The organism is Legionella lansingensis (assembly GCF_900187355.1).
GTDB classification, from domain to species: domain Bacteria; phylum Pseudomonadota; class Gammaproteobacteria; order Legionellales; family Legionellaceae; genus Tatlockia; species Tatlockia lansingensis.
Genome location: NZ_LT906451.1, coordinates 327577 through 348483 on the forward strand (window position 1 = coordinate 327577; position 20907 = coordinate 348483).

Sequence of the window (20907 nt, forward strand, 5' to 3'; positions counted from 1 at the left end):
AATAAGTTAAACAAACAATTTCTTTCTTAGCCTGACGGCTATGGGCCTTTGGCCCGACAAATATAGCTAGCTTTTCTCTTCAGAGACAATGTCTGACAGAGAGCATCCCTTGTCCATTGCTTCTCTTACCCACTGTCCCACCTGATGGTGTGCATCCCTAAAAGGAATGCCTTGCAACACAAGTGATTCAAGAATTGTGGTCGCATTTAAGTAGCCGTTCTCAGTTTTCTCTTGCATAACATGGGTATTGAATGTTGCACTTTGTAGAAAAGGGGAGATCACAGAGAGACAAGCTATCAGCGTGTTAACTGTGTCAAATAGACTTTCTTTGTCCTCTTGCATGTCTTTGTTATAAGCAAGTGGTAAACCTTTCATAACCGTTAATAAGCCAAAAAGATGACCAAATACCCGCCCTGTTTTCCCACGAATGAGCTCTAAAACATCTGGATTCTTTTTGTTCGGCATGAGGGAAGAGCCTGTAGCGAAGGCATCGTCCAAGGTTATAAAATTAAATTCTTGCGTCGCCCACAAGATAAGATCCTCACATAACCGGGATAAATGCATCATGATAATCGAGGCAGTGCTTATAAACTCAATAACAAAATCTCTGTCACTGACCGCGTCCAGCGTGTTTTCCACAATACCATCAAAGCCTAGTTCCTGGGCAACCCAGTTTCTGTCCAAAGGCAAACGGCTGCCTGCTAAAGCACCTGCTCCAAGGGGTGAGACGTTCATTCTCTTATGCCAATCAACTAAGCGACTAAGATCCCTGTTAAACATAGCAAGATAGGCGTTGAAGAACCAACTTAATTGAATAGGCTGAGCTTGTTGTAAATGCGTATACCCAGGCATTTTATCGTTGTCATGTTTGGTTGCCAGTGTCTTTAGGGTATCGGTTAGTTGTTGTAATAATGCTTTGATCTGACTAGCTGCATCTCGGGTGTACAGTCTAAGATCAAGAGCCATTTGGTCATTGCGACTTCTCCCTGTATGTAATTTTTTGCCAACGTCGCCAATTTTGCTAATAAGTAACTGCTCAATGAACATATGAATGTCTTCACATGAGGCATCTAAGGCATGTTTGCCAGCTGATATTTCTGCTTCAATGGCTGCAAGTCCGTCATGAATCATTTTTGCTTCATCTGAAGTGATTAACCCTTGACGTGCAAGCATTTTCGCATGAATTTGGCTTCCAGTAATGTCATATTTATAGAGGATGTGATCGAAGGATAAAGAGGCATTAAATTTGACTACTTCGTCAGCTAAAGGCTTCTGGAAACGTCCTCCCCAGGTTTTATTGTTCATGTTTCTCTTCCTCATGCACCATGCCGTAGATTTTGGCAGATAGCGAAAAAAGATTGATAAATCCTTCCGCATCTTTTTGATCATATACCGTATCCGCTTCAAAGGTAGCGAATTCAGGGTTGTGTAGACTGAACGGCGAGTGCATACCACAAGGGATAATATTCCCTTTAAATAGTTTTAAGTTAATGGTGCCTGTGATGTGTTTTTGCGTTACATTGATAAAAGCATCCAGGGCGTCTTTGCTTTGAGAAAACCAGCGTCCCTCATAAACTAAATTGGCATAGGCTTGCTGCAGCGATTGCTTAAGATGCAGCAATTGCCGTTCCAAACAGAGGCTTTCCAGCATTTGGTGGGCTTTGTAAAGGACGGCTGCAGCCGGTGCTTCATAAACTCCCCTGATTTTCATTCCGACAAGGCGATTCTCTACGATATCGCAAACGCCAATTCCATGAGCGCCTGCTTTCTGATTCAATGTCTGCAAAAGCTCTGTCGGGGAGAGAGCTACATTATTAAGTCCTACAGGTACTCCTTTTTCAAATTGCAGACTTATCTTTTCAGGGTGGTCGGGGGTATGTTCAAGTGCCGTAGTCATTAATAGCAGATCATTAGGCTGCTCCTGGCTTGGATCTTCCAGCACACCACCCTCGTGAGAAATATACCAAATATTATGGTCTCGTGAATAAGGTGATTTGGGGGTGACAGGGACTTCTATGCCATGATCTTTTGCATAATCTATAGCTGCTTGTCGGGATTTTATTGTCCAAATTCGCCAGGGAGCAATCACTGTGAGTTGAGGCGCCAGGGCTTTAATCGTGTATTCAAAACGCACCTGGTCGTTTCCTTTACCAGTTGCACCATGAGCGACAGCATCTGCTTTTTCCTTTATAGCGATTTGAACCAATTTTTGCGCAATTAAAGGTCTAGAAATGGTCCCTAAAACATACTGATTCTCATATAGAGCCCCAGCCTTAATCAATTTCCATAGGTAGTTTGTGACAAATTCATCTTGTACATCAACGACATAAGCTTTTGCAGCACCACTGTTGAGGGCTTTTTGCTTAATGGCAGCCAGATTTTCTTTCTGCCCAAGATCACAGATTACAGCGATGATCTCGGCTTGTTCATAATGTTCTTTAAGCCAAGGGATCATGATCGACGTATCAAGTCCACCAGAATAGGCTAGTACAATTTTGTGAATGGCATGTGTCATATCGATTCCTCCTGATAATATTTTTTTAATGCTTGGACGGGATGGATGAGGTCTTTGGGTTTGACATCAGCTACTAATTGACCATGTTTGAGGATGAGCAAGCGCTCAGTCATTTTAGTCAGAAAATCGAGATCGTGAGAAGCAATTATCATGATCATTCCCGCTGTTTTGATTGAATGTAACAGGGTTATGACATCTTCAATTGCGGCCAAATCCAAACCTGAGGTAGGCTCATCACAAAGTAATAGAGAAGGACGCATCATCAGGCTCCTGGCCAAAGCCACACGCTGTTTTTGTCCGCCTGATAATTGCTGTGGAAAGACATGTGCTTTCTGTGCAATACCTAAACTGTGAAGTAAAGAAAATGCTTCGATATCATGATCATGCGATTTATTTTTTAGCTTTGGAGCATAAGTTAAGTTTTGCAGTACCGTCATATGAGGAAAAAGCTGAAAATCTTGAAACATAAAGCCACTTGTTCCCTCAAAATGAATCGAGCCCGCGTCTAATTTTTCTAGCTGTTGAATACACCTTAGCAAGGTGGACTTACCACTACCTGAGGAACCTGCCAGTCCAACGACTGCTGAGGGTTGAATGCTCAGATTAATATCTTGCAGGATTCGCTGAGGGCCGAAGTTCTTATAGGCGTTGTTAATTTGCAACATGTTGACCCCCTTGCTCAATTTTTCTCCCCAGGTATTCAATCAGCAAGACCATGCTGTAGTAATATAGTCCTGCAATACAAAGGGGCAAAAAATAAGTAAATTGTTCCGCGGCTACAGATTGGGCTTTGCGCATTAGATCCATACCACCAATGGTGGATATTAAAGCGGTTTCTTTAAGAAGAGCTATCATTTCATTGATCAATGCAGGAAGAATATTTTTAATCACTTGCGGTAAAATAATATCTTTCCACAAATAAAATGTTGAGATTTGCAATGTCCTTGCTGCTTCAAATTGCCCTTTAGGGATATTTTCGATCCCTGATCTTAAGATCTCGGCGATGTAAGCAGAGCTATTAAGGCCAAAAGTCAATATTCCCGCTATAAGAATACTAAGTCTTAAACCGAGCAAACTGGGTAGCGCAAAATAAATAAAACTAAGTTGTAGAATTAAGGGGGTACCGCGCATCAGAGAAATGAAACGATTGATGAGGGGTTTCGCAAATCCTTTGTAACGGGAGATGGCAAGTAAAGTTCCAAGGAGAATGCCAATAAACATCCCCCCTGCTAAAAGTTCCAATGTTAGAAGTGTACCCTGACCGATAAATAAAAGCGTTTGTCCTAATTCTATCATCATGCACCTAGGAACCATTTGTTTTTGAGTTTTTCGATTTCACCGTTGGCTTTAAGCGTATTTAAAGCACGGTTGATTTGACCGGTGAGTAAAGAATGCTTTTTGAATGCGATACCATAGCCATCATCAGAGTGAGCAATAAAGGCGTAGGATAAGCCAGGGTTTTTTTGACTGAAGATAACCGCTTGTGCCCCATCCATGAGAACGGCATCAACATGACCTGCTTTTAGAGCTTCTATCGCTTGGTTATTATTATCCATCGCGATTGTGTTTTCACTTGGGAAATTTTTTTTCAGCCAGATTTCCATTGTACTGCCGAGCTGACAAGCTGTTTTTTTTCCCTCTAATTGCTGAGGAATCGCTACAGGGTTGTCTTTTCTGGAAACAGCGGCCATTTTTTCAAAATAATAAGGTTCGCTGAAATCGAAATTTTTTTTGCGCTCCTCGGTAATGGTTATGGTTGAAATAGCCGCATCAACTTGATTTGATGTGAGTGCAGGCAAAATAGTACTGAATTGCATATTGTCAAACACCGCTTGCTTGCCCAAATGCTGGGCTAGCAAGTTTGCAAGATCAATGTCAAAACCCTTAAGCTTACCTTGCTCTTGATATTCAAAAGGTGGATATTCTGCGGCAATGGCAAAATGAATGACATTGTCGTCTTTTTTGCTTTCATTACAGCCGGAAAGGCCGATGGCGGCAAGGGAAAATAAAGCGATAATTAATATTCTCATGGTTTTGTATCCATTTTTTATGCATTTTATGACTATACTTAGTCTTTGTTGTGTTGTCAACAACTAATGGATATAATTTCATAAAAATGATTTTGAATTCATAATGGAGAAAGCATGTCTTACGATAGAGACCTTGATGCTCATATTTTAAGCATTGTACATACGCAGGAGATTACTGAACAAATTGACTTACAAAATTGCCTTAAAGAACGAGGCTATGATATCCCTCAGGCTACTTTATCTCGTAAACTTAAGAAATTAAACATTGCGAAGGTAGCTGGCGTATATAGGGTAGTTGACTTTTCGACCCCGAATCTGCCCCTCATCCTTAACTTACAAGTTTCTGATTCCGGTTTAATCGTCTTACATACTCACCCAGGAAATGCGAGTAGCCTGGCCCTATATTTTGATAAAAGATACGTTAGTTATTCTTTTCATCAGGAAAATACCTCAGGGATTCTTGGGAGTATTGCCGGAGATGATACCGTTGTTTTGATTCTGAAAAGCAAGGCTTTACTGAACAAAACCTTACAAATTCTGCAAATGGATTTTCCGTATCTGAAAATTCCTCAATCGAGATAATGGCTCGATTTCTTCAAGAGTATCGTGCAGTGATAACCTAATCTGATGGGTAATGATCTTAAACGAGAGGCCTTGCCTTTTGCTTTTTTAAATTAATAGGCAAAAGGCAAGATCTCAACCATTATACTTGTAAACACTCAGAATTATAGGAATAAACTATATACAATTAGAAATAAGACTTGTACCACAGTCACGGTTAGTCCGTTTTGTATCATTGCTTTGACATTCTCGCTTCCAGCAAAACCCATTGCAGCAAACATATTAGCACCAGGATAGGCATAATTAGTAACACGGGTCGCGAAGATCATGCACAAAGCAAAAGTTATCATGGGCAATTGCATCTGAAGCACACTAGGTAAAAAGAGCTGATGCAGCATTTTAATGGTTGCTTCAGCAGCGCCTGGCATGCCAAAAGCTCCAGTGAACCCAATTAACATCGATAATACAGGTTTTCCACCTAAATTAATTAATGGGGTTAATAGTTTTGTTAGTGCATTAAATCCTCCCGCTTGATGAATTAAAACCATAAAAGGATCAAATAAAATAAACAAAAAGAAGATATGCAGGCTTTTTCGCATTCCCTCAACGAACAATTTAAAAATTTGATTTAAGCTTAATTTATGCGCCAATCCAGTAATAAGCGCTAGAAATAACATGACAAAAATAACATAAGTAGTTTTTGCCTGAGCAAATAATCCATAGGCTACACAAGCCACAAAGGAGATCAAAAAGAGTAAAGTGGTGCGCTTTTGTTGTTTATTGGGAGCAAATGGCTCTGAGGTGTCCTCGTCTTCGCAAGATTCATTCGCATACTGTCGTTGTAATCGGTTAGCCATAACCCATGTGGTAATTAAAGTCACCAGGGCCACTGGAAGAGATGCATAAAGAAGTACGGCCTCATAACTTAGTCCTGTAACGCCCAGTAAAGCCACCACTGGAGGGGCAAAAGGTCCAAGAATTAAGGCCTCTTCAGCTGAAGCCTGCATTAATACAGCCAAACTGGGGCGTGATAGTCCAACAGAACCTGCAATAGGGCGTAAACTGGGTGCTAAAATAGCTAATCCTCCAGCCAAGGTGCCAAGCAAACCTACAATGATAAAAGATGAAAGCACAATACCAATTTTAGCGCGTCGTTGAGTATTAATCCCAATCCCATAAACAATTTGGTGCACCAAGGTATGACTGACCTGAGTATGCGTTAAGATCTCGCCTAAGCCATGCCCTAGCATGATAATAAAACCAACTAGGGCCATGAATGAGCCTAAAGCATTAGCCATAGAATTTCCGATGTCAATTGGATTGCTTAGATTCCACAAATAGCCCAGTCCAACACAGAGTGCAGTTGCTACTAAAGGGTCAACATTGCGAAATAACATCACGGCATAAAGAACAATAATGGATAAACTGGCTAACTGAATGTAAAAAGACATTAATGGATCACTCCAATCTGATTTAATCCTTGGGTAATACCTTCAATTCCTAAACCAGGTTTGTCTGACAAAATAATTTTATTGCCGATACGTTGTGCGCCGCCCAGAATATAATTGTCACGAATCAAATAAATAGGATCAAGGTCCGCATACAAGATATCAGGCTTACTTAAAGCAAAACTGGCTATAGCAGCAACTCCAATGGGTGATTCCAGCATACACCCGACCATTATTTTCATTTGTGCTGTTTTAGCAATATTATAAATCGCTTGAGCATTCTCAATGCCACCCGATTTCATCAACTTAATATTGACCCCATCACAAGCATTAATTTTGGCAATATTCAGAGTATCTTCAGGGGAAAAACAAGCCTCATCTGCAATGATAAGACAGTCAACCTTTTCGCTAATAGCCTTTAAGTGCTGTAGATCTTGAGCACTAATAGGTTGTTCGACCAAAGCGATGTTCAAATGCTGTTGTTTCAATGAATCAATAACCTTTAAGGCACTTTCATAAGACCAACCTTGATTGGCATCTACAAGTAAAGTAATAGAATTGCCTACAGCTTGACGAATAGCATGGACACGCTTAATGTCTTCAATTGGATTTACTCCTAATTTTATTTTTATTGTTTGGTGCCCTTGATTGACTAGCTCAATAGCATCCTGCACCATAGCGTCAATCTCTTTGACGCTTAAAGTAATACACGAGCTAATACTGTTCGTATTACCTCCCAGCAATTTATAAAGAGGTAAGCCACAATATTGGGCAAATAAATCATGCAATGCGATATCAATGGCAGCTTTTGCAGAAGTATTTCCTACTATGGCCTGATTATTCATTTGGAGTAATAAATTCAATTCAGAAATACTTCGTCCAATTAACTGTGGACCAATAATGGTTTTAATTGCAGTAACAATAGATTCCGTACTGTCTCCAGTGATGGCTGGAGTTGAGGCTGCTGAACCATAACCCAGATTGCCGCTATCCGTTTTAATCATTACCACCACATCCTCAACGCATCCGGTACGTCTTACGGCAGTTATGAATGGGCGAATTAATGGAATAGTTAATTGCGCAATATGAATCTCCGTAATATTCATCAAGCACCTTTTTTAAAGTTTATAGCGTCTAAAAATACATTCTCTTTTCAAGTTTAGAGGGATATTTTTTAATTGACATGATGGCACAAAATACGGGTCAAGTCTTAGGCTAAACGCGGTTTTGTTGTGGACGGATAGGTGTTGTATATTAGCAAGCGTAACCTAACTTTAGCTAGGTTTTATACCAAATAGTTTAGTTAATTCTTCGTTTTTTTCACTATCCCAGGTATCAACCTTGCCGTCTTGGACAAATTTGGTAGCTTCTTTAAAAATTCGATTAATCCTTCGCGTATGGCTCGCTTTTTTAGAGCTGCGTAGTGCTTCGCTAAACAAAGAATTTATTGCTTGCTGAAAGCCTTCTTCCTCGAGTAAATTTTCTACACCTGATCGATGTTTAATTTCCTGTTCAAATTGGCCGATTTGCTCACGAAGAGCTTTTCCTCGTCCATTATCAAGCTCTCTGGATAAAATTAATGAAGTGGCTGTATTACGATAAGACTCAATATGCTTAGTTAACGCCTTCTTTCTTTCTTCATCAACGTCATGAGTATCCAGAAAATTTTGCATTAAATTGGCTAATTGAGTGTAAAAATATCTGGATTGTAACGTTGAGGATTTATTTTCTTCTAATGCTGGGAGCAATGGATGTTTTGGCGTCGAAAGAATTGTATGAGCTATTGGTAAATCATTTGTTCCTTTAACTAAAATGGAAGCCCCATGGCGAATCAAGACAGATAAACAAGGAGCCATTGATTTTTTTTGACAGGTGCTAAAACAATAGTGAACTGCAGATTTATAAGTTTGTCCATCTATTCTTATGGGTTGATTATCGAGGGTATACTCACCATAACTCAACAAAAAATCCAACAATTCTGCATCTGCCTGTTCAAGGGCCTGAACAATTAGTTTCTCATCTAACTTATAATGAAAAGGAGAAAGGGTCTTTGCAGATTCAAATTGTCTTTGTGTTAGTAAGCTAAGCAATAAATACGTACCTCTGTGGTCGATTTGTAACTGTAATTTATTAACGTTAGCAATAAATCCTTTAGGAAGTTCAGTATTGTTATCACTTAAAAGCGAAATGGAATTTACGTATGCATATAAATCACAAATTTCGCTAGCAGCTTTAATGTCATCTTTTTCTAGAATGTTAAATTTTGCAATAGCTTCTAGCAAGTCGGCTTCAAAGTTCGAGGATGTTTTGACTTTAGATTTAGATGGCCTTTTTGTGGTTTTATGTCGTGTTGGCTCGCGTTTTTGTTTTGGTGGTTCAGCTTCTTTTGTTTCAGGTACTGAATGTTTGGTTTGAGCATGATTAGACGCTTGTGGTAGCTGAGGCGTTGATTCAAGCCATTTAGCAATTTTAATATAAGAATCATGTTTGAATAATGGGTTCAACTCTTTAAGCACTTTTATCATGCGTTGAACGATACTATTGTACTCTGATTTTTTTGCTTTTAAATCTGCTGATAGTTCTGACGCAAGACGCTCATCTTTCTCATATTGGTTTTTTAATTGCTTAATTTTTTCACTTTTTCTTCGCTGCATCTCAGAGATAATAGGATCGACTTTCTCTTTTGCTAAAGTAATCAATTGATCGGATAACTCTTCCTCTATTTCTATAGAAGTTTTTTCATCATTATTAATCACTTTGGCAAGTATTGGTGATTGGGTTAACTGGTTTCTGTCATTAAAATATACATGTAGCACATATTCTTGGTTATTTTTATCCCTAAAATAACCAGAATAATGAAATTGGCTTAGTGAAGGGTTAGCTGAGGTTTCACCCTTATAAACACTAATGTGGTGTTTTGCTAAATTTAATTCCAATTCGTTAAGTTTGAAGGAAATGGGGTGTTTAATGGGTAAATCAAAACGAAAATAAGGGTGTTTTGTCTTATCCTGTGCTTTTATAAGATAAACATCATTACCCATATGAAGTTTTTTGTTTTTATAAACACAATGCTCAAGAAAGTTGTAAAGGGTATTTTTAGGCATTATTTCACCATAAAGATCATAATTGTCCAAATGGTATGATTTGTGATCATGGTAGTCAATAAGTTATTTAATAAAAGAACTAGTACAGTGGCACGAACGAAGTGTATTTTTCACGAAATCGACGAGCTGCCTGTTAAGCTGGCTATTTATTTCTATATCCATATCGTTCAATAGCCAGTGTAGATAACCGAGCGCTATTTCTTCATTAGACTTCTTTCGCAACTCTATTGCAGCAGAGGACTGTGTCTGCGATATGATGCTCGAATTCTTATTTACTGACATGTCCACTGCGGTTCTGTGTTTAAAGTAAGAAAAGAGGAGTTGCTGTTGATAAGCCTCCGACGTTATTTCGGCATTCAATATTGTATGGTAGAAGAGATTGACCCAAGACTCTGATTGCTTGTTTTTTAAAAATCGACGGACTTGGCGTAAGGATTCTGTAACCTGTTTATGCCAGTCTTCAACTAATCGACAGGCTGCAATAAACTCAGCCTGTTCAATAGCTTCGGTATAACTAGAAAGCCAACAGCACAGCAGGAGTAAATTCACATTTACTCCTGTGCTATTTTGTAGGTTTAAACAACATTCTTTGACATCGGGGTTTTGATAAACGTGCAAAGAAAATTGCCAAAAGGCATTATCGACACATTTAACTAAGTCATTGTCTTGAGTTGACATTTTATTAACTAGCGTTCCCTCTTAACATGAGTCCGTCCTTTAAATAATTAAAATAATTCATTAATCTCGGAGCCCCACACCTTTTCTTAATAAAACCATATTCAGCCAAGCCAGTAGAACAACCATTGCGCAAATAATGATCATCGCAGCCGATATACTTACTTCCTGCTGGCCGATCATCGCATAACGTAAGGCATTAACCATGTAGAGAACAGGATTTAAATGAGAGATGGTTTGCCAAAAAGGCGAAAGCATATCTGTTGCGTAGAATACTCCTCCTAAATACGTCAAAGGAGCTAACAGAAATGTTGGGATAATCATCACATCATCAAAATTACGGGCTATCATGGCGTTAGTGAAGCCTGCCAGTGAAAAAAGGGCAGACACTAATAAAACAACGAGTAAGCTCAATGGTAAATTGGTGAAATGTATTCTTAGGAAGAAACACGAGACTAAGAAGACTAATATCGCTACGAGCAGTCCACGAAGCACGCCACCCAAAACATAGCCTAAGAGCAGTAAACTATCATGCATAGGACTGATCAATACTTCTTCAATGCTTTTTTGAAAACGAGTACTAAACAAAGACGTAGAAACATTGCTGTAAGCATTGGTAATCACAGACATCATGATGAGTCCAGGCGCTATGAATAGGGTATAAGTCGCGCCTTGGATTGGACCAATACGCTCACCGATCAGGTTACCAAAAATGAGGAAATATAAGGCTGTGGTAATAACAGGTGGTAAGAACACTTGACTTGCGATACGAAACATCCTTACCAATTCTCTGCGTACAACCGTGTAGAGGGCAATGACTTGTTCTTTAATGGCCATGATTAATTAAATCCAGAAATAATTCTTCTAAGCGGTTCGTTTTATTTCGCATGCTGGAGATTTCTAGCCCATGCTTGCTCAATTCAGCAAAAACGTCATTCAAAGACCATTGATTGTCCACTCGCAATTCAAAGCTATTGTTATCAATTAACGTTGCAACGAAGGCCTCCATCTCAGGTAATTTGTTGATTGGTTTAATGGTATTAAGGATAAATGTTTGATGGCGTAAGTTTTTTAACAGGTTTTTCATCGACGTATTTTCTATAATTTGACCTTGATCAATGATGGCAATATGCTTACAAAGCTGTTCAGCCTCCTCCAAATAGTGAGTGGTTAGAATAATGGTTGTGCCCTCTTCATTTGTACGTGTTAAAAAATCCCACATGGTACGACGAATTTCAATGTCTACACCGGCAGTAGGCTCATCAAGAATTAACACTTTGGGGCGATGAATTAAAGCGCGAGCTATCATCAAACGCCGCTTCATACCGCCCGATAAATGACGCACAATGGCTCGTCTTTTGTCCCATAGACCCAATTGTTCCAGTAGCGCTCTTGCGCGAGAGGTCGCCTCTTTGCGCCTAATGCCATAGTAACCAGCTTGGTTAATCAAGATTTGTTCACAAGATTCAAAAATATTGAGATTAAATTCTTGTGGCACCAAGCCTAAACAAGATTTAGCCGAATCCGGTCTCGCTTCCAGGTCATGTCCACAAATATGAATACTACCTGATGTTTTGGTGAGGAGGGTAGTAATTAAGCCAATCGTTGTTGATTTCCCGGCTCCGTTTGCACCTAATAAAGCAAAGAAATCGCCTTGTCTTACAAGTAAATCAATCCCTTTTAGGGCTTCAACCCCATTAGCATAAATTTTACGTAACTGTTTAATTTCCAGAGCGTACATAGGGGTGGTTTTTAAATAAAACTTCATTATACAGTGATAAAGTAACACCATAAAGAATCTTGTCTAATTTCTAAGTTACCTACGATCTCTATCGAGGGGTGACGGGGTGGTTTGGTACGCGTTTAAGTAAGATGTATATTCGAAATATGAAAAAGGAATAAGTTGTAAAAGCTGGTACAACATCTAGAATGTTAGAAAGGGACGATGGATGTTAGGATGGCATATTATGAACAAACTCAATGAGCAGAAGGTTGCAGAATTAATTGTCAAATGTTTGGAAGAGGAAGGTGTCGAATATATATTTGGCTTGCCCGGTGAAGAAAACATTGACTTTATTGAGGCACTATCTCATTCCAAAAAAATCCGGTTTATTCTAACCCGACACGAACAAGCTGCATCCTTCATGGCTGATATTTATGGTCGTTTAACCGGTAAAGCTGGTGTTTGTTTGGCCACATTAGGCCCCGGAGCCATTAATCTTTTATTAGGAACAGCCGATGCGAATTTAGATAGCTCTCCCTTGGTCGCCATTATGGCACAAGCGTCACTCGATCGTTTAAATAAGGAGTCTCATCAAATCATTGATTTGGTACGTTTATTTTCTCCCGTGACGAAATGGAGTGCCATGATTTCCCTGCCATCAGTGGCCCCTGAATTGGTTCGTAAAGCCTTCAAATTGGCGCAAGCCGAACGAACAGGTGCTGTGGCTTTAGTTATTCCGGAAGATATAGCTAAAGAGCCGACTCCATCCACCCTCCCTTTAAAGCCACAATCGCCCAAATTAACCATGCCAAACCAGGATCAAATCAAAAAAGCGGCTAATTATATTAATGATGCCAAAAATGCCATCATTTTGGCGGGGGCAGGTATTTATCGGCAAGAAGCAGAAGAAGGTCTTACGCGCTTTGTCAATCAAACTAAAATACCGGTGGCTACTACCTTTATGGCAAAAGGTGTTGTCTCATCGCATAATCCCTTAGTCATTGGCACAATAGGTTTTATGCGTCATGACTACACCAATTTTGGCTTTGATGAGGCTGATGTAGTGATTACCGTGGGCTATGACCTCGTGGAGTATTCTCCTAAATCTTGGAACCCCAAAGGAGATAAGAAAATAATCCATATCCATGGTTCAGTGGCGGAAGTCGATACAAATTACGTATTAGCCGTAGGTATTGAAGGAAGTATTACTGCTGCCCTGGATGCCTTGGCTAAAGAAATTAAACCACGTGAACACCTCGCTTCTCATACTCGTTCCCTAAGAAAGATGACAGAAAAAGAGATTAGTGAGCACGAGCAGGATGAAAGCTTTCCGCTAAAACCTCAGCGCATTATTTCGGATCTGCGAAAAGCTGCAGGTGAGTCAGACATTGTTCTTTGTGATACAGGTGCTCTTAAGATGTGGATGGCACGGTTATACCCCTGCTATCACTCGAATACCTGTATCATCTCTAATAGTTTGGCAACCATGGGCTTTAGTCTTCCAGGGGCGCTTGCGGCTAAGTTGGTGCATCGCGATAAAAAAGTAATTGCCGTTATGGGAGATGGCTCTTTCCTGATGAATTCGCAAGAAATTGAAACGGCAAAACGCGAAAAAATTCCTTTTGTTATCTTAATTTGGCGAGATGACGCTTATGGCTTGATTGAATGGAAGCAAGATTTAGAGTTTGGGCACTCTTCTCATGTCACATTTACTAATCCTGATTTTGTGAAATATGCGCAAAGTTTTGGCATTCAAGCCCATTCGATCCGATCGGCCAAGGAGCTGTTGCCCACTTTAAATGCGGCATTGTCATCTAATGAAATTGTATTAATTGATTGTCCTGTTGATTATTCAGAAAACGTGAAATTGACAGATAAGTTGGGACAACTAACAGCTACGATTTAGCTGTGCATCATTTGATATAACCATCAGGGCGAGGAAATAGGCTATTGCGCCTAAAATTAAAGTAACACTGTAGCCGTAAGCAATCGCTAAGGCCATGGCAATGATGGATCCCAAAACGGATGCCGCACCGTTTAATGCCCAAAACCAAGGGATATTGGACGCAAATTTTTGTTGAGCTAAACGCAATCCTGAGGGTAAGGCTACTCCCATAGCCAGGGCGGTTGGGCATAATAGCAAAACAAACGCTAAGCATTTTATAACCCATGAGGCCTCATAGGTATACTCTCTAAGGAGATAGAAACCCAAGGGAAACAAAAAGGCCATTACAGCCACAACGCTTAAGCTCACGAAAAGTAATTTCATTAATTGTCTATGTTGATAACGAGTACTGAATATACTTCCAATACCACCAAAAAATAATAAGCTAAATAGACTAACAGATAAGCCATAAATAGGACTTCCTAAATAGATTGCTCCCTGTTGTATAAATGGTATTTCTAGCAACATAAAGCCTAGGCCTAATAAGATAAAATAAACTCCCCAGGATAGTGAAATTGTATGTTTTCTTTGGGATAAAAGAAGAGGAGCAAAGTAAAACAATAAAATGAATACGCCAGACAAAATGAGCAGCCAAAATAGAACACCAACACCAAAAAAATTGATATATTGACCTGTTATATCCCTCATCTTGAATAAGTCAGTTATTTTTGAAAAATACATCATTTGGAAGAAAAAGGGCCTATCGTCGCTGTTTGGTCGAAGGTCAAAATAAGATTGCTGCAGAAATTGGTGTAAATTTTTTGTGGTTAAGGCTGTTTGAAATGAGGGCTCATTATGTTGATTATTCGGCAGATACAATATAGGGAATACCAACTTTTTCGCGATTTGCTTAATTTGCTTTAGCTCCTCTGAAGAGAAGGGGCTGCGTTTGACCAGGATGGTTGCCACCGCATGGTCACCCATTTTTGTCGTGTTTCTAATAGCAATGATATGTTTTTCCGGAGAAGAAACACCAAGCCTTTCTAAGGCGACTCGTGCAAGAATCGCAACTTTTATAGTTTGCGTATCGGGGATGTAATAAAATCTTGTCAAACTGAGAATGCCATTTGCTGTTAGGTGTTGCAAATAGGTAACAAAAGCTTCCAGGGTATATAGGCTATTTTCTGTCATCGCAAAAGCACCTGAGACAGTAGCTGCCCAGCTGTCAATCAGTGGTATTTGTATCAAATCAAAATGCTGTTTGGTGTTCTCAAGAAAGCTCCTGCCTTCGGCTACCACAATTTTTACATGGTTAAGGTTAAAAATATGCCCTGAGAATGCTGCAAAACGATTTTTGACCAAATCAACAATGATAGGATGGATATCAACACCCGTGATATCTTTATTTCCAAAGAGCAAAGCGGTTAAAACATCGCGACCACCCCCTGTACCTAAGATAAAGACTTTGGCATTTTTCTTTAAGTAATAAGGTAAGGCGGTAATATCATATTTCAGATAATCAACCTTGGAGTAATCACCATCAAAAGGCACAATGGGAGTACCTGCGGAGGCATCTTGCTCAATCCACAATTGCTTAAAACGAGTGGTTGGTTTATAAACGCTACTCATTCCCCAACCAAAGGGTTCATCACCTTCACCGCGGAAAAAAATCTGGGGGTATACGGTAATCCGTGCAAGAGGGGACCATTTTTCAAATATAGGCGGAAAGATCTTTTCTGAATATTTTTTTGTTTGGGTTACCTTGAATAAGGAATTACCGAACGCAAGCAGTAAGATTATGCATAGCAAAAGCAATAACGACAATACTCGCATCTGTGAAAAATCAAATAAGATGGCTGCTAGGATGCATGTCAAACTTGATATTAAAATGACTTGTGGGCCGGAAAAATAACTAATTAAAATGATACAACCAAAGCATCCTATAGCTGCACCTTGCAGATCGGCGCCATAAATCAAGCTAGCCTTCTCTGTCCAATTTAAAAATAGGATAGAAAAAATCATACTACTCAGTACAAAAGGAGCGGTACATATTAGATAGACCCATAGCATGCGAAGGATCTCGATAATGCTCAATGAGTTTGGTAAGGAATATGAGAGAGTGGTATGTAAATTGAGTGGGATGCTAATCGCCATGGCAAGAGAGAGAGCGCACAAGTTTGCGCTTATGTTGCATTGAAAATGTTCTTTTAAAAAATAGACAAGCAACCCACCAAAACCAATGCCAAACATGGCTAAGGAAATGACCAAAAAGGAAAAATGGTACCATAGCGTTACAGACAGAATTTTTGTCAGCGTAATTTCCAAGAGTAATGTGGAAAAACTGATCAAAAACACAGCAAGGTAGATAGAGATATTGTTTTTTCGCATTCTACGCCTTACTTCAACGATCGGGCCTTCATCCATCCAGCAATGCTGTAGCGTGTTTGTTGGGTGGTACAAACCTCATGGGGGAGATCGCTCTGAAAACAGATAAAGCGATTGCCCACGGGTAAGATGCTCGACAGTAAGTTTTCATTTTTGTCATAAAGTTTTAGTTCCCCACCATAAGCCTCTTCCCAAGTCTCATTTAAATAATATACGCAAGAAATCCGTCTATCATTGGTACTGGTGAATTGATCAATGTGTTTTTTATAAAATGAACCAGGTTGGTAAATCGCAAAATGAGATTCAAAATCGAACAACCCCAAGAATAAGGAATGATTAAGTATTTTGGCAATCTCGTCCATTTTGTTGAGGTAGGTATTGATTGCTTGATCTTTACTTCTCTCTAGCCAGTAAATTTCATCTTGCCTGATTTCTCCATTCAATGTTGCAGCTTGCTGTCGTCCAATTTTGGCTGTTTTGAATTGTTCGTTACTATATAACGACATAGCAGTAGCTGCTAAATTTTGAAAATCATGAGGATTTAAGAAATTGTCGCTAATGTAAAAGCCCTGTTCATAAATATCATCCACAATTTGTTGCGCATAACCCATAACTTCATTACTCGTTACAGTTTCTAATAATTAACTTAATCTAGCCTGAGCCTCAGGTAACTCATCATCAAAATGGTTCCTTTTTCTCGGTTCTGGATAGAAAAATTCATATCTTAAACCACGTTTCCTGGGTGACTCAATCTCGGGGTCAATCACACTTTTTTGACTATAAACACTCAGTGCTTCGAGGAGCGTTTCTGAAAGTGGGACATCAGAATCATTTAGTACGCTTATTTGATGAAATAGATTATAAGTAAGTTTTACTTTATTGGTTCGAAACCATGTCAATGCTTGGATATTTTTTAGCGAAATTTTGCTGTCTTGGCAAAGTATATCCATTTCATTATCATCTAAACTATCTTCTAGATAAAGTAAATTTCGAGTAACCTCAAGGGTTTTGGGCATGCTGAGATGAAGTTGGGGATCTATCCAATAAGTAGCAAAGCGGGTGTTTAAATTTTTAGCAAAATCAATACTAGCTAGTGAAGTTCTTCGTTTAAGGGCCAAGTCCATATCCACTAAAACAACTTCTCCGGTATCCTTTAAAGTAATAAAATTACCTTTGGTTGCAGCATCAACCGTGATTCTTCTTGTGTCACGGAAAATTTCTACTAGTTTTTGCGCAATTTCATCATCTGTCGCAGGTCTGCTGTTCTCTAAATAAGGAGCGACCCAACCTCTTTTATACAATCCAGCTTTGGGTAGCTTAGGATTGATTTCATTCCAGAGTCGAACGGCTCTGTGTTTGTTATTCATGGCATTAGATACTGGATCTTTTGAGGGGATTGCGTATTTAAGCACCCATGGGCCTTGGTATGACTCGCCCGGCACTAAAGCTTGAGGTGAGTCAAAATTTGATCTCCAGACATGATTGTAGCTGCCGCCTTGAAGGGATAACCAAGTATGGTGTTGTGGATTTGATGTATCTTTTTGAGATATTAAAGGAGCTTGGCTATCAGTTAACTCAATAGTTGACGGTAATTTTTCATCCTTTTGTTTTGTCATTAAAACTCACAGACCAATGGTTTTGGCTTTTTATTATATTATTTTTAAATAAAAAGGCTAACTAAGTTAGCCTTTTTGCTCTTATATATACTTCTGCTCGGAGAGCACGGCTGAACCTCTTATTGAGTAAACCATTTTTCGTAAAATTTGTTATAAGTTCCATCTGCTTTGATTTCTTCTAAGGTTTTATTCAGTACTTGCAATAGCAGCTTATTGCGCGGATTTACACCAAACCCTAGTGGTTGTGGATGATTGGGTACAGCTGTAAGAATACGTATTTCAGGATGTAGCTGGGTATAATAATTAGCGACAGGAAATACTTTCATGACAGCCCCAACTTTTCCGGTTATTAGATCTTGAATAGCTTCATTGAAATCTGCAAAAGGATAAATTTTTATCTCTTTTATTTTTCCAGACTTTTGCATTTGTAAAGCAATATCATAGTCAGTCGTCTTTGACTGGACACCTATCGTTTGATTCTGTAAATCATTCATGAACTTAATGTTTGGTGTCTTCTTAATATTAATTAAAATGCTTAATGTCGTTGTCATATAAGGTATGGTATAAGGTACAATCTTTTCCCGAGCAGGTGTAATAGTAATACCCCCCATGATTACATCATATTTATTATTCTCCAATTGCTGAATAATTACTTCCCACGAGGTATTAACATATATAGGCTTTAAATGAAGGCGCTTGGAAATTTCGTTCATTAGATCAATTTCAAAACCAACTTGCTTATTCTTTTGTAAGAATTCTAGAGGTGGGTTGGTGAAATAGGTTCCTACAGTCAATTGATCAGGCTGTAATGTCTGGAGAGTTGCAGTATATCCTATCTCATAATAGCTAAATAAAATTATGAAGGGATAAATAATATATCTATATAAGCACTTCAATTTCATAAGTTTTTCCTTTTAAAATGCTTTCTATGAATAAATGAATTGCCAACAACTCCTTACTATTTTAATAAAAAGCTAACGTGCGTTGAACTTGGTGGGTGTTTTTATTTTCCTGTGTAAGTTTAGCACCTAAGCTAAATACATCTTCAATACTCTTTTCCAATGAGCTTTTTATTGACGATTGCAATGACACACTATTCCATCCTTTATTTTTTTCAATGGTGCATTTAAGTGCAGACAAGTTGGCTTTCCCAGATAATACGGCAAACGCCGTGTCAATCACTGCCATTTTAGACTGAAATACCTCTTTGCTGAATGGATTTTTTGAACTTTGATTTTGAATGATTTTCTTCATTTCTTTTGATAAATGTTCCTTTAACTGTCTAATCTCTTCTAACTCGCCAGTACTGGGGGTTTTAACATCTGGAAGGAATATCTTCTGTAAATCGACATTGTCCAAATCTATTTCAGCAATGTTACTGTCCTTGCCTCTGTCTCCTTGAGGAATTGCGTGTCTCAGATCGACTGCCCCATTTTCTTGTCGCACTTGGGATAACTCGGCACCTAAGGCACGTGAACCATTGACTTTTACCCTCTTTATCCATTCATCGAGTGCGGGCGGTGCTTTTTGGACCCATTCTAGCAAGCGATTGAGCAATGTCGGTCCAATATTATCTTCAGTTGATCCTAATTGGAGTGAGGGCAATTCCTCAACCATTTTTTCTATCAGTTCATGCGTAATGAGATCGGGATGAAAACGCAATCCTTTTTCTGGGGTTAGTTTTTTTACTTTCTGAGCAGTACGAAGTGCGTGGTATAGCAAAATTCCCTTTCTGAAATCTTCAAATTCTAAATCCTGTAACAACTGTTTATTAATACTACGACAATGCTTGGTAAGATCCGCTGCGAATGTCTCATATTCCATGAGATCTATCTCGTCGAGTATTTGATCAGGTGATTTGCAATATTCTTCTCGAGGGCTAGATCTCCTGGAGCCAGAGCTGAAAGAGAGAAATGTTTTTGGCGATTCGAGTTCCTTGTCTAGAAGAATCTCTTGTTCTAATTTGGGAGCAAATTGTGCATATAAGATGCGGTAGTTCTTCTTTAGAAAATTTTTTATGTCCTCTTTTTTCTTATCGTTCTCAGGAAAACCAAATCCTTCTGCTAATTTGAACATACTTTTCCCATATTCAGAGGCAAAAAATTCATCTAATTGTCTGTCAGCCTGATCGGGTGTTAGTTTTCCTGCGATTGCAATATCTTTAAGTTGCAGGAGCATTTTCTCTAATCCACCTTCTCCTTTTATACCTGAAAAGGCGACGTATTTGATATCCAAATCGTAGTCAGCCCAAAAGATAGCGAACTTTAAAATGATTCCGTCTCTTTCCTCTGCAGTGGGAATAAATATTTTTCCTTCCATTTGTGCACAAAAAGCAAGCAAATGTTCGTATACTTCAACAGGAGTTATGGGGCTATTATCTGCTGTGCGGTAATGATTATGATTAAACAGTGCTTCTCCTGGATAAAGATGCATCTCCTTGAAATGAAGGCTATCCGTACCGCGATAATAGGTTTCACATGCGTTCTTAACATGGGTGTGGGCCTTAGCTGCCGTATTAAATACCAAATCACGAAATGATTGATGAGTTCTATCCGTTGGTGCAATAAAAAACCACGTAATAACTGGACCCTTTACTTCAAATTTGATTGGCACCGTTGCGGTCTCGCCTTCATCGAACATTTCGTACACCTCACCCCTCGTTCTAATAAACTGGTGTGGGTTTGTCTCATCCCCGGTGAGTTCAGTCAGGCGTTGTATATACCCTTTTCTATTCCCTTTATCTAATAAGTCTTGTAGCTCAAGTGCGGCATCCGTTTTTTTGAAAGTCCACATCTTGGTGGTTTGTTTTGTGAGTAAATCGATCTTAAATGGCATAATGATTGACTACATTGACAAATTAGATGGCATCATAATATAAATTAATCTTCATGATCAAATGAAAATCATCATGGGTTATGAGGGTTCAAACAAAGTAAGAATTTTGGGAAAAATTTTGAGAAATCAT

18 protein-coding genes are annotated in these 20907 nt (G+C 39.0%); 2 read left to right on the forward strand and 16 right to left on the reverse strand.

The window, feature by feature from the left end:
• Positions 1 to 66: 66 nt before the first annotated feature.
• The 5 genes from argH to CKV79_RS01600 are packed head-to-tail and all read right to left on the reverse strand — an operon-like array spanning position 67 to position 4545.
• A complete protein-coding gene (gene argH, locus CKV79_RS01580) occupies positions 67 to 1305 on the reverse strand; it encodes an argininosuccinate lyase (protein ID WP_028373800.1) in 1239 nt (412 codons plus the stop codon).
• Complete coding sequence (locus CKV79_RS01585) at positions 1295 to 2515, reverse strand: argininosuccinate synthase (RefSeq protein ID WP_028373799.1); 1221 nt, start codon at positions 2513 to 2515, stop codon at positions 1295 to 1297. The genes argH and CKV79_RS01585 overlap by 11 nt, the downstream gene beginning before the upstream one ends.
• A complete protein-coding gene (locus tag CKV79_RS01590; RefSeq protein ID WP_028373798.1) occupies positions 2512 to 3180 on the reverse strand; it encodes an ATP-binding cassette domain-containing protein in 669 nt (222 codons plus the stop codon). Before CKV79_RS01590 ends, CKV79_RS01585 begins: the two co-directional genes overlap by 4 nt.
• Positions 3167 to 3811, reverse strand: coding sequence for an amino acid ABC transporter permease (locus CKV79_RS01595; protein ID WP_028373797.1), 645 nt, complete (start codon positions 3809 to 3811; stop codon positions 3167 to 3169). Before CKV79_RS01595 ends, CKV79_RS01590 begins: the two co-directional genes overlap by 14 nt.
• Positions 3811 to 4545, reverse strand: a complete 735-nt coding sequence (locus tag CKV79_RS01600; protein WP_028373796.1) for an ABC transporter substrate-binding protein — start codon at positions 4543 to 4545, stop codon at positions 3811 to 3813. The genes CKV79_RS01595 and CKV79_RS01600 overlap by 1 nt, the downstream gene beginning before the upstream one ends.
• 114 nt (positions 4546 to 4659) lie before the next feature.
• Here CKV79_RS01600 and CKV79_RS01605 point away from each other — a divergent pair, with 114 nt between their 5' ends.
• A complete protein-coding gene (locus CKV79_RS01605) occupies positions 4660 to 5127 on the forward strand; it encodes an arginine repressor (RefSeq protein ID WP_028373795.1) in 468 nt (155 codons plus the stop codon).
• A gap of 143 nt (positions 5128 to 5270) precedes the next feature.
• On the opposite strand, the gene CKV79_RS01610 is transcribed toward CKV79_RS01605, so the two are convergent.
• From CKV79_RS01610 to CKV79_RS01635, 6 genes are all read right to left on the reverse strand, one after another.
• Positions 5271 to 6557 carry a TRAP transporter large permease subunit gene (locus CKV79_RS01610; protein ID WP_028373794.1) on the reverse strand — a complete coding sequence of 429 codons (1287 nt, stop codon included), beginning with the start codon at positions 6555 to 6557 and terminating at the stop codon, positions 5271 to 5273.
• Positions 6557 to 7660 carry a dipeptide epimerase gene (locus CKV79_RS01615; RefSeq protein WP_028373793.1) on the reverse strand — a complete coding sequence of 368 codons (1104 nt, stop codon included), beginning with the start codon at positions 7658 to 7660 and terminating at the stop codon, positions 6557 to 6559. Before CKV79_RS01615 ends, CKV79_RS01610 begins: the two co-directional genes overlap by 1 nt.
• A 168-nt stretch (positions 7661 to 7828) precedes the next feature.
• Positions 7829 to 9658 carry a hypothetical protein gene (locus CKV79_RS01620; protein WP_028373792.1) on the reverse strand — a complete coding sequence of 610 codons (1830 nt, stop codon included), beginning with the start codon at positions 9656 to 9658 and terminating at the stop codon, positions 7829 to 7831.
• A 63-nt stretch (positions 9659 to 9721) separates the two neighbouring features.
• Positions 9722 to 10336 carry a TIGR02444 family protein gene (locus CKV79_RS01625; RefSeq protein WP_051546208.1) on the reverse strand — a complete coding sequence of 205 codons (615 nt, stop codon included), beginning with the start codon at positions 10334 to 10336 and terminating at the stop codon, positions 9722 to 9724.
• Between the two features lie 60 nt (positions 10337 to 10396).
• Positions 10397 to 11170 carry an ABC transporter permease gene (locus CKV79_RS01630; protein WP_028373791.1) on the reverse strand — a complete coding sequence of 258 codons (774 nt, stop codon included), beginning with the start codon at positions 11168 to 11170 and terminating at the stop codon, positions 10397 to 10399.
• On the reverse strand, positions 11160 to 12074 hold the full coding sequence (locus CKV79_RS01635) for an ABC transporter ATP-binding protein (RefSeq protein WP_028373790.1): 915 nt from the start codon (positions 12072 to 12074) through the stop codon (positions 11160 to 11162). Before CKV79_RS01635 ends, CKV79_RS01630 begins: the two co-directional genes overlap by 11 nt.
• Before the next feature lie 226 nt (positions 12075 to 12300).
• Here CKV79_RS01635 and CKV79_RS01640 point away from each other — a divergent pair, with 226 nt between their 5' ends.
• On the forward strand, positions 12301 to 13962 hold the full coding sequence (locus CKV79_RS01640) for an acetolactate synthase large subunit (RefSeq protein WP_028373789.1): 1662 nt from the start codon (positions 12301 to 12303) through the stop codon (positions 13960 to 13962).
• On the opposite strand, the gene CKV79_RS01645 is transcribed toward CKV79_RS01640, so the two are convergent.
• The 5 genes from CKV79_RS01645 to CKV79_RS01665 all read right to left on the reverse strand — a co-directional run bounded on the left by CKV79_RS01645 (position 13945) and on the right by CKV79_RS01665 (position 20777).
• A complete protein-coding gene (locus CKV79_RS01645) occupies positions 13945 to 16329 on the reverse strand; it encodes a spermine/spermidine synthase domain-containing protein (RefSeq protein ID WP_028373788.1) in 2385 nt (794 codons plus the stop codon). The genes CKV79_RS01640 and CKV79_RS01645 overlap by 18 nt on opposite strands.
• 8 nt (positions 16330 to 16337) lie before the next feature.
• A complete protein-coding gene (locus tag CKV79_RS01650) occupies positions 16338 to 16937 on the reverse strand; it encodes a 2OG-Fe(II) oxygenase (RefSeq protein ID WP_028373787.1) in 600 nt (199 codons plus the stop codon).
• A gap of 30 nt (positions 16938 to 16967) precedes the next feature.
• Entirely contained in the window at positions 16968 to 17942 is a 975-nt protein-coding gene (locus CKV79_RS01655) for a hypothetical protein (RefSeq protein ID WP_028373786.1), read from the reverse strand.
• Between the two features lie 119 nt (positions 17943 to 18061).
• Positions 18062 to 18844: an ABC transporter substrate-binding protein gene (locus CKV79_RS01660; protein ID WP_051546207.1), complete on the reverse strand. Its 783-nt coding sequence runs from the start codon at positions 18842 to 18844 to the stop codon at positions 18062 to 18064.
• 61 nt (positions 18845 to 18905) lie between these two features.
• The gene (locus CKV79_RS01665) at positions 18906 to 20777 is read right to left on the reverse strand and encodes a hypothetical protein (RefSeq protein ID WP_028373785.1); all 1872 of its coding nucleotides are present in this window, start codon (positions 20775 to 20777) and stop codon (positions 18906 to 18908) included.
• Positions 20778 to 20907: the final 130 nt, after the last annotated feature.